The 9,273-nt window shown below is 30.5% G+C and carries 12 protein-coding genes; 4 read left to right on the forward strand and 8 right to left on the reverse strand.

Annotated features, from left to right (window positions below; genetic code table 11):
- Window positions 1–19: 19 nt before the first annotated feature.
- The 3 genes from QJ521_RS08655 to QJ521_RS08665 form a co-directional block, all read right to left on the reverse strand.
- Window positions 20–289: an MFS transporter gene (locus QJ521_RS08655; protein ID WP_282840074.1), complete on the reverse strand. Its 270-nt coding sequence runs from the start codon at window positions 287–289 to the stop codon at window positions 20–22.
- A gap of 93 nt (window positions 290–382) precedes the next feature.
- Window positions 383–913 (reverse strand): GNAT family N-acetyltransferase, encoded by a 531-nt coding sequence (locus QJ521_RS08660; RefSeq protein WP_282840075.1) that lies wholly within the window; start codon window positions 911–913, stop codon window positions 383–385.
- A gap of 39 nt (window positions 914–952) precedes the next feature.
- Window positions 953–1,972, reverse strand: a complete 1,020-nt coding sequence (locus QJ521_RS08665; RefSeq protein ID WP_282840076.1) for an aldose epimerase family protein — start codon at window positions 1,970–1,972, stop codon at window positions 953–955.
- 232 nt (window positions 1,973–2,204) lie between these two features.
- Here QJ521_RS08665 and pcp point away from each other — a divergent pair, with 232 nt between their 5' ends.
- Together pcp and QJ521_RS08675 are read left to right on the forward strand one after the other, a co-directional pair.
- Window positions 2,205–2,816 carry a pyroglutamyl-peptidase I gene (gene pcp / locus QJ521_RS08670; protein ID WP_282840077.1) on the forward strand — a complete coding sequence of 204 codons (612 nt, stop codon included), beginning with the start codon at window positions 2,205–2,207 and terminating at the stop codon, window positions 2,814–2,816.
- Window positions 2,817–2,934: 118 nt separating this feature from the next.
- Window positions 2,935–3,996, forward strand: coding sequence for an NAD-dependent epimerase/dehydratase family protein (locus tag QJ521_RS08675; protein WP_282840078.1), 1,062 nt, complete (start codon window positions 2,935–2,937; stop codon window positions 3,994–3,996).
- A 27-nt stretch (window positions 3,997–4,023) separates the two neighbouring features.
- Here the strand turns inward: QJ521_RS08675 and QJ521_RS08680 are convergent, their stop codons facing one another.
- From QJ521_RS08680 to QJ521_RS08695, 4 genes are read right to left on the reverse strand one after another with little or no spacing between them, the layout of a single operon-like run.
- Entirely contained in the window at window positions 4,024–4,344 is a 321-nt protein-coding gene (locus QJ521_RS08680; RefSeq protein WP_282840079.1) for a DUF2087 domain-containing protein, read from the reverse strand.
- Window positions 4,345–4,398: 54 nt separating this feature from the next.
- Window positions 4,399–5,004 carry an alpha/beta hydrolase gene (locus QJ521_RS08685; protein ID WP_282840081.1) on the reverse strand — a complete coding sequence of 202 codons (606 nt, stop codon included), beginning with the start codon at window positions 5,002–5,004 and terminating at the stop codon, window positions 4,399–4,401.
- Entirely contained in the window at window positions 5,001–5,450 is a 450-nt protein-coding gene (locus QJ521_RS08690) for a MarR family winged helix-turn-helix transcriptional regulator (protein WP_282840082.1), read from the reverse strand. The genes QJ521_RS08685 and QJ521_RS08690 overlap by 4 nt, the downstream gene beginning before the upstream one ends.
- Before the next feature lie 2 nt (window positions 5,451–5,452).
- Window positions 5,453–6,451 carry a ring-cleaving dioxygenase gene (locus tag QJ521_RS08695; protein ID WP_282840083.1) on the reverse strand — a complete coding sequence of 333 codons (999 nt, stop codon included), beginning with the start codon at window positions 6,449–6,451 and terminating at the stop codon, window positions 5,453–5,455.
- A 179-nt stretch (window positions 6,452–6,630) separates the two neighbouring features.
- Between QJ521_RS08695 and QJ521_RS08700 the strand changes: the two genes are divergently transcribed.
- Window positions 6,631–7,911 (forward strand): hypothetical protein, encoded by a 1,281-nt coding sequence (locus tag QJ521_RS08700; protein WP_282840084.1) that lies wholly within the window; start codon window positions 6,631–6,633, stop codon window positions 7,909–7,911.
- Window positions 7,898–8,560 (forward strand): DUF6320 domain-containing protein, encoded by a 663-nt coding sequence (locus tag QJ521_RS08705; protein ID WP_282840085.1) that lies wholly within the window; start codon window positions 7,898–7,900, stop codon window positions 8,558–8,560. Before QJ521_RS08700 ends, QJ521_RS08705 begins: the two co-directional genes overlap by 14 nt.
- Window positions 8,561–8,606: 46 nt before the next feature.
- On the opposite strand, the gene QJ521_RS08710 is transcribed toward QJ521_RS08705, so the two are convergent.
- Entirely contained in the window at window positions 8,607–9,023 is a 417-nt protein-coding gene (locus QJ521_RS08710; protein WP_282840087.1) for a CBS domain-containing protein, read from the reverse strand.
- Between the last annotated feature and the right edge of the window lie 250 nt (window positions 9,024–9,273).

Consider the following 9,273-nt stretch of genomic DNA (forward strand, 5'->3'; position numbering starts at 1 on the left):
AGTTAGTTTCATTCATCTTTCACTTAATGCTTTGAAGAGGGAGTTTTCTGAAACATGTTAGATAAATAATTCTTCTTCTCGAGTGCCGATCAACAAATGGTCCAGCTAAGAATCCTGTAATAACTCTAGGAACAATGTTTGCAACTGTAAATAATGCTAAGGTGAGTGGTGATCCTGTTCTTTGATATATGAGAATACCAAAAGCCACCCCAGCAGCTGCGCTACCAAAGGCGGATATTAATGAACCTATCGTTAATATGCTAAAATTTCTAGTCCATAACTTGTACATATTTGCAATCACCTCAATCAGTATATCACAATATTATATAAAAAAAAGCAGTTTTTTAAAACTACTTTTATAGATATTTCATTACCTAATAAATCACTCTAATCTTCTAGCCATTTCCAGTCTAACTTCTTTATTTTGGATATCATTATTTGTATATGATATCGTGTCTAACCCTACAAAATGAAGACCTTGCTTCATATAAAATTGAATAGCAGGATCATTACACGACTGAACTTCTAGTATAATAGCTCTTGCTCCTTCATTTTTTGCATACTGCATAATGTATTGAAATAGTTCAGAACCAATACCTTGTTTTCTATATTTTTTCTCGACTAGAAAATTCCAAACCCGAAATCTTTTGTTCCATGATTCCATTGCTCCTTCAATAACTGCTACAATTTTTTTACGGTCGAAGACTGCAAATGCTTTAGGGTACTCGATATAATCTTCAAATAGTTTTGCATCGAATGTTTTTTCTATTTTCTTGAAAACTTTTTTCCTGTGAATGGTAATTGTTATCTTCTTCCGTTTTTTTATTGATATATCATAGTATGCTTTAGTCTGATATACATATTCTAGTTGATAACCTTTATATTCAGATTTGCTTAGTTCAACTATCTTCATAGACCTCACACCTTTTCAGTATATATCAAAATATTAAAATTACTTTTTTTCAAATTTAAAATTGATATAGTGATTATATTGATTCTCTTTTTTCAAAATAGCAGAATTAAGTTCTTGGTGGTGAATACCATCTGCTTCATACTGACACTCAAATGTAATTCCACAATGTACACCTGGATGATCTAAACCTCTTAACTTGAATGTAGACGGTAAATTGTGTGTGTAAACAACAACGGCAGGATATGATGTATCAACAGTAACTTGATATTTTGATATAGGATCATACAAATAAGCAGCTGGTGTTGGATTTTCATTTAATACAAAAGTATGATCAATGCCAAGTAATGCAGAATCTTTAAGTGCCTCAATAGACCCACCAACAGTTCTTGCCTTTCTAAAATCAAAAATTGTGTTTTCAACATGCTTTTTAGTTTTAAAGCGATATTGATCATCAACATCAACATAATGATCAGCATCAATTGATAATATCTGATGATGGACTTTTTGGTTGGTTTTTGATAAATTGAAATAGATATGATTCGTAATATTACATAAAGTATCTTGGTCAGTGTTGCCTTTAATGATAATTTTTAATTCATTTAGTTGATTCAATTGATATTCAACTATCAAATCAAGATTGCCTGGAAATCCTTCTTCCATATTTGGGCTGTGATAACGATATGTTATTGATGCAATATTTTGATCAATGTACTGGTCATCAATCTCAAATTTTTGCATAGAAAAACCTTTCGATCCACCATGTAACATTGCAATTTGATCCTTTTCTAATTTAACCTGATAAACTTGATGGTTGATTTCATAATCTGGACCAAACAGTCTACCGCTAATTCTTCCTACTGTTTTTCCATAATATGCAGGTGATACAAAAAAATCTTCTATTTTTTCTGTATTAAGTGTCATCTCAACACCATCATACTCAATACTATAAATAGATGCACCAAATGATGAAAGAACAACTTTCATTCCATGGTTGTTTTCAAGTGTTGTAAGTGTAACTTTTTCATATGGAGCTTTAACAATCTCTTTATTCATTCTCATCGTTTTGTCCTCATTTTCTAAAAATCAGAATCTTTTTAAATTATATTTTAAATCATTTGATTTTATCATACTATTGAAAAATCTCAACATGATAATTATATCAAACATCGAGTTTTAAATCAATTAGCTAGAACACTTAGTGTTCTATGACTAGCTTAGTCATGAATCATTAACTTAAAATCGATATCAACATCTTTTTCATGCTAAAATAATATTGAAGGTGGTATAAAAAATGAAAAGAGTTTTAATTACCGGTTTTGAACCTTTTGGTGGAGAGACGATCAATCCATCATTTGAAGCCATTAAAAATTTAGATATTCCTAATATAGATGCACACGTTTATACACTGTTGGTACCTACTTTGTTTGATGTATCTTCTAAACACGTCATTGAACACATTAAAAAAATTAATCCTAATATTATTATTTTGGTTGGACAAGCAGGTGGTCGTAAATCAATTTCTATCGAAAGAGTAGCAATCAATATTGATGATTCTAAAACTCCAGATAATCAAGGAGTTGCTCCAACAGACAGAGTCATAAACCCAAGTGGCTTGAATGCTTATTTTTCATCGTTGCCAATAAAATCTATTATTCAAGAGTTGGAAAAAAATGAAATACCTGCATCAGTCTCAAATTCAGCAGGCACTTATGTTTGTAATCATTTAATGTATTCAGTCCTAGATTATCTATATCACTCTAGACTATCAAAAGTTAAGGCTGGATTTATCCATGTTCCATATATAGATGAACAAGTAATTGACAAACCTAATCAGTTTAGTATGGATGTAAAATTAATAACAAAAGCTTTAGAAATCATCATCAAAACATCATTAAAATCATAATACAGTAAATAACCAAGCAATTATTTGTGGTTTTTATACCATAATGTGTATAATTGCTTTTTTTATTTGCTAAAAATCATATTTAGGTATAAGTTAAAGATAGATAGAGGTGATAACCGTGTCTAGAATCTATATTGTTACTGGAGCAAACGGTCATCTAGGAAATACAATTGTTAGAATGCTTCGAAACCAAAATCAAATCGTCCGAGGATTCATTTTACCAAATGACTCAAAAAAAATGCTTAAATCTTTAGGTGTTGAGATTTTTTGTGGTGATGTTAGAAATGTTAATCAACTTGAACCTCTATTTCAAGATATTAGCACATCTGAAATCATTGTAATTCATACTGCAGGTATCGTTTCAATTTCTTCTAAAATGAAACCTATTATACATGATGTGAATGTGAATGGCACCAAAAATATTGTCGATTTATGCTTAAAATATAAAGTCAGTAAATTGGTTCATGTCAGTTCTGTTCATGCTATACCCGAAAAGAAAAACAATGAAATGATGACTGAGATTAGTGATTTCAATCCTGATCTAGTTATCGGAGGATATGCAAAATCAAAATCTATCGCTTCACAATATGTTCTTGATTCTGTAAAAAAAGGGGTTAATGCGATTATCGTTCATCCCTCAGGTATCATCGGTCCCAACGATTATGGTAGATCTCATATGACGATGATGATTGAAGATTACCTAAATGGTCATTTAACTTCAAGAATTAATGGAGCTTATGATTTCGTCGATGTTAGAGATGTAGCGAGTGGTATTATTCAAGCTTCAGTATCAGGACAAATCGGAAACTGTTACATTTTATCTGGACATAGAGTCACTTTAAGTGAGTTATTTGAACAGCTAAGAAAAATCAGTGGTAAGAAAAGACATATCCATGTCTTACCTATGTGGTTTGCTAAAGTAACAGCACCTCTTGCAGAATTCTATTATAAATTAAGAAAACTTCCACCTATATATACATCTTATTCATTATATACTATTTCTAGCAACTCATATTTTTCACATCAATTAGCCCATGTTGACCTAAACTATACACCAAGAAGTATGGATGATACCATATATGATACTGTCAAATGGCTTGTTAAAGTAAAAAGAATCAAACGGACTAATGTCATTGATTATATAAAAACATTTAAAACATTTAAAAAGAAAACCGAGTAATAGCATAAAAGCTAACTCGGTTTTTCATTAATGACCAATATCATATTTCTTAAATTTTTCTAAGTCTTCGATTAACCAGTAAGATTTACCATCAGTTGTTCTATCTAAAAATTTATAGTCAACAAGATATCTTCTAACCGTTGCAAAATCATGAATCATTGGTTTCAAAATTTCGTTGACTTCACTTTCATGATATTTTTTATCTTTTTCAAAAAAATGAACAATCATACATAATACAATGTATTTTCTTTTTTCTTTGACTGGAAAATTACTAAAAACTAATGGATTCTTAGATAGGACTGTTGTATCGATGACTTTTTGTATATCTTGATTGCTAATATCAAACATCTTATCACCTCGCTATTTTCATCTTAACATGAATACATACAAAAGAAAACAAGCTTATGTTGATTTGTTCTGATGATACCACTCAGTTGCCTTTGTTATTTCTTCATGAGTTAATTGATGTCCTGCATCCGTCCAATATACATCTACATTAGCCTCAAGCGACTCAAACATCTCTGTTAACTCAAACACTTCATTTTGTGGAACCATAGCATCATTTTTCCCTGAGCTTATGAATATATTCATTTGATTCAGTTTATTGTTTAATTTGTTTCTTGATGGAACCATCGGATGAAACAATATGGCTCTATTGAAGGGATTTGTATATGTTAGCATAAGATTAGCAGCTATATTGGCACCATTCGAATATCCAATAACAACAATCTTATTTCGATCAAAATCATATTTTATAGATGCTTTATCAATAAAGTCATATAGATTCATTGATTCCTCTTTTAAACTTATCTCGTCAAATACACCCATTGAGATACGTTTAAAAAATCTTGACATGCCATTTTCCAAAATATTACCTCTAACACCTAAATAACTAGCTTCTTGATCTATATGTTTAGCTAGAGGTAACAAATCATACTCATTACCGCCTGTACCATGGAGTAACAATAATGTGATATCATTTTTTCCTTTTTGATATATATGATTCATTTTCTCACTTCATTCATTTCAAACGCTTTATAGCCTATTTTTTTTAGCATAGCCATCAATGGGACAACTTCATGATCTTCTAAACTACTAAAGATTTCTTTGATAGTGACAACGTGAGTTTCAAAAATAGATTCAAAAAAATCTTTCCCTTTAAGCGTTAGTTCTATTAATGTCATCCGTTTATCTTTTTTATTTGAAACTCTTTTAATAAATTCTTTTTTTTCGAGTTGATTAACGACATATGTCAAACTACTATTTGCCATTAATAGACGATTACAAACTGCTTGAATAGGTTGTTTTCCTTTATGGTATAAAAGCTCTAATGTTCCGAACTCAGTTGGATTTAAATCATAGGTTTGAATATCTTTTTTTAACACATGTTCAACATTTTGCATCGCTCTAAACAATATAGTCGTCAGTTTTAGATAATCTTGGTCTTCTCTCATCTTCATTCCTCGAATCCGAGAAACTCTTTTTCAAATACTTTATCGCTTCGTTTCGTATCTATATGCCTAACCATATTTTCTATCTGCTCTCTTTTGTTTCTAAATTTTGGCGGTAATGCTAGTTGTTCACCCAAAGTTTCGTAAGATTCTTCATCATCTATAAAACCAGGTCCTTCTGTCGCAAATTCAAACAATAGTCCTGGATACAATCTTGTGTATAAAGATGTGAAATAAAAACGATCAACTTCACCTGAATGAGGTGCTCGAATTTGATTTAAGTGTTGAATCCAATCATAGATATCTTTTTTGTCATTTACTCTAAACGCAACATGATGAACACCTCCATAACCTTGAATGGCTTGAGGATGTTCTTTATCTTCAATTACAATAACACTTGCTCCATTTCCACCGATTCCGGATTGATACCGTGTATACAACGCTTCTTCATCTGTCTTTTTGAAATTTAAATAATCTATTAATACATGATCTATTAAATTCATTTTGTCCACTCTAAAAAATATTGGTCCTAAACCTCTAATGCCAAAAACTTCTGGAACTGGTCCATTTTTCCATGGAATGCCAGGTTTGACACCTTGATCATTTTCATCAGAGAACAAAACGTATTCTTGGCCATCAAAATCTTCAAATTCTAATGACTGAATACCGAAAAGCTCTTTAATCTCAGCATGCTTAACATTGTATTTTTCAAATCTTTTTTTCCAATAAAGTAATGCACGATTATCTGGTACTCTAAATGATGTTTTCGCGATTTCGTTTGTTCCTTTTTTTGCTTGTGCAGCACCATTAAAATCAAAGAATGTCATATCCGTTCCTGCATTTCCTTCGTCATCTGCAAAAAATAGGTGGTAGGTTTGGATATCGTCTTGATTAACCGTTTTTTTCACTAACCTCATACTTAAAATGTTTGTGAAAAAATCATATATTTTTTCAGCACTACTTGTGATTGCTGTCACATGATGAATCCCATTTACTTGTTTCATATATAATACCTCCATATACTTTCATTTTATCTATAAAATAGAAAAAATCAAATAATATGTTTCGAATTCGTAATATTTAATGTGTTAAGTTTACTATATTGTTTTTCATATCAATAAAAAAGTGTATAATAAAGTATATCAATGTGCTACAATTATGAAATACATAAGGTGTGATAAAATTGAAAAAACAAAAATATTGGTACAAACTAGATAATGCTGGAAAAATTTTTCCAGCCATTTCAAGAGACGATCGAAGTAATGTATTTCGATTGTCATTTTATCTAGATGAAATCGTAGATAAAGATATTTTAGAGGAAGCCGTTAATAAAGTGCTCCCTCGTTTTGAAACCATCGCTGTACAAATGAAAAATGGCTTATTTTGGAATTATTTTTCATCGAATAATAGATATTTTTTTGTTGAACAAGAACCTGCTGAGATATGCAAATATTTTAAGCCGAACGCAAATCAAGGTTACATGTTTAAAGTCTATTATTTAGATAATAAGGTAACACTTGAAACCTTTCATGCACTTACAGATGGAACTGGTGCCTTAGCATTACTAAAATCAATTGTTTACCACTACTTCAAGCTAAGAGGATTCAAAATAGATCACGAAGGAAAGATTTTGAGTGAGAAACCATACTCTAAAAAAGAAAGCGAAGACAACTTCATTACGAATTATGACAAAAGTAAAATTCGCAATTTAAAAGAAGAAAAAGCATATCATCTTGAAGGTGAACGCTTTGGTAGACATTGGGTTTTATTGATTAAAGCTCGATTAGACACAAAAGCTTTTATTACTTTAGTAAAGACAAAATATAAATGCACGATAACTCAGTTTGTTACTGCACTTCTTGCCTATAGTATCTATAAAGAAACGCTTGACTTTGTTGGCAAAAAGAAACCATTGAAAGTATTTATTCCTGTAAACTTAAGACCTTATTTTAATTCTGTAACTTTAAGAAATTTCTCATTATATATTAAAGGAACATATTCAAGTGAAAGAACTGATTGGACATTTGAAAACATGCTTGAATTAACAAAGGAACAATTTGCTGATCAATTAGATCGCGATAAATTACAATCTAGAATTAGTTCTCTTGTAAGTCTTGAAAAGAACGCAATGATTAGAGTTCTACCTTTAGTTCTAAAAACGATAGCCTTTAAAATTGGTTATAATATTTTAGGTGAAAGTATCAGTAGTTGTTCTATTTCAAATTTAGGTATTGTTGATTTACCATCAGGCTTTAAAGATAAAGTCTATGATATTGATTTTGTCAATGCCGGTTATGGTCATGCAATGACTTTAATCTCAATGGATCATCACACAAATATTTTAATGAGTTCGCCACTTAAAGATTTATCAATCATGAATCATATCATCTCTTTCTTAGTTGATGAAGGTCTTAGCGTTACATTAGACACGAATTATAAGGAGGGTTACGATGAAATATTGTAAAACCTGCAAGGTTCATTATGATACTGATTTAAAACATTGTTTGCTCTGTAATGGTGAATTGGAACACGAAGGTGATGTAGAACCAATTTATAAATTCACTGAAGTGACAAATCGTTCAAAATCTAAATTTTATTTACGTTTATTCTATTTTTTAAATATCATCAGTGCTATTGTTGTTTTATATTTAGATTACATGAGTGGAACACCATTAACTTGGTCATTAATCGTATCGATTACAAATGCTTATGTGGTCATTATGTTCACCGTTTTAACAGTGCCTACCATATGGATATCAAAACTCACAAAGGGTATTATACTCACCGTAGCTAGTGTTGTGTTGGTCGGATTAGCAATTCGCGATCATTCTTGGGCATTGGATTATGTTCTTCCCTTAGCGATTACAGCAAACATATTTTTAATATCAATATTAATTATTGTAAATAAGAAAAAATGGTTTGACTATTTCGCAAGTTTAAGTATCATTACTGTCATTGGCTTGGTTCCTGGTTTATTTAACTTGTTAAACTTAACAACAGTGATGTGGCCAAGTATGATATGTTTTTCATTCTCAGCATTCACTTTATTAGGCATTATCTTTTTGCCTTCCAAATCAAGTCGAGAAGAATTTAGAAGAAGGTTTCATATTTAACTCATAAAGAAGTCGAAAGGCTTCTTTTTTTATGAAAAAAAGAACGTTATTTACGTTCTTCATTGACTTTCATTTGTTTAATCATATAATTAAAAATATCTTTTCTAGTGATAATTCCAATGAAAGCTCCGTAATCATCTAAAACAGGAACAAAGTTTTGTTTTGTAGCGACTTCGATGATATCTTCCATATTTGTATGTATCGGAACTGATACATTATCCTTATTTCTTGGTACAACTTTTACAGATTTAGTTTCTGTCTGTTCAAAGCCTAGCTGATGATCTTTGATATACCAAAGTAAATCACCCTCACTAAGTGTTCCAACATAATCTCCTTTTCGATTCAAAATGGGAATCGAATTGTAGCGATAAATCTGCATTTTTTCTAATGCTTGTCGTATTGTATAGTCATTATAAATATACGCAACTTTCTCTTTCGGTGTTAAACAAAATAATACGTTCATAGTTCTCCTCTTATCATGTGAATATTTAAATCCTTATATTTTTAATCGATTTTTAGTAGATCATCAATCAAATATTCATTTTTAGACGCGGGAAAAAAGTCACTCAAATCATTTTTATATTATCCTCACAAATTCTTAGCCACGATTGCTTTCACACAACTAGTATAACATAGTTATAAGATATTTAAAATACAAGAGCATTAAGTTGATTTGATTATGTAAAATTGTCTTAAGTGTATTTCAAAGTTGT

Origin of the sequence: Peloplasma aerotolerans (assembly GCF_030012175.1) — a bacterium.
Lineage (GTDB): Bacteria > Bacillota_I > Bacilli_A > Acholeplasmatales > Acholeplasmataceae > Peloplasma > Peloplasma aerotolerans.

Coding starts and splice junctions, on each gene's coding strand:
- QJ521_RS08655 (WP_282840074.1), bottom strand. CDS start 289: ATGTACAAGTTATGGACTAGAAATTTTAGCATATTAACGATAGGTTCA.
- QJ521_RS08660 (WP_282840075.1), bottom strand. CDS start 913: ATGAAGATAGTTGAACTAAGCAAATCTGAATATAAAGGTTATCAACTA.
- QJ521_RS08665 (WP_282840076.1), bottom strand. CDS start 1,972: ATGAGAATGAATAAAGAGATTGTTAAAGCTCCATATGAAAAAGTTACA.
- pcp (WP_282840077.1), top strand. CDS start 2,205: ATGAAAAGAGTTTTAATTACCGGTTTTGAACCTTTTGGTGGAGAGACG.
- QJ521_RS08680 (WP_282840079.1), bottom strand. CDS start 4,344: ATGTTTGATATTAGCAATCAAGATATACAAAAAGTCATCGATACAACA.
- QJ521_RS08685 (WP_282840081.1), bottom strand. CDS start 5,004: ATGAATCATATATATCAAAAAGGAAAAAATGATATCACATTATTGTTA.
- QJ521_RS08690 (WP_282840082.1), bottom strand. CDS start 5,450: ATGAGAGAAGACCAAGATTATCTAAAACTGACGACTATATTGTTTAGA.
- QJ521_RS08695 (WP_282840083.1), bottom strand. CDS start 6,451: ATGAAACAAGTAAATGGGATTCATCATGTGACAGCAATCACAAGTAGT.
- QJ521_RS08705 (WP_282840085.1), top strand. CDS start 7,898: ATGAAATATTGTAAAACCTGCAAGGTTCATTATGATACTGATTTAAAA.
- QJ521_RS08710 (WP_282840087.1), bottom strand. CDS start 9,023: ATGAACGTATTATTTTGTTTAACACCGAAAGAGAAAGTTGCGTATATT.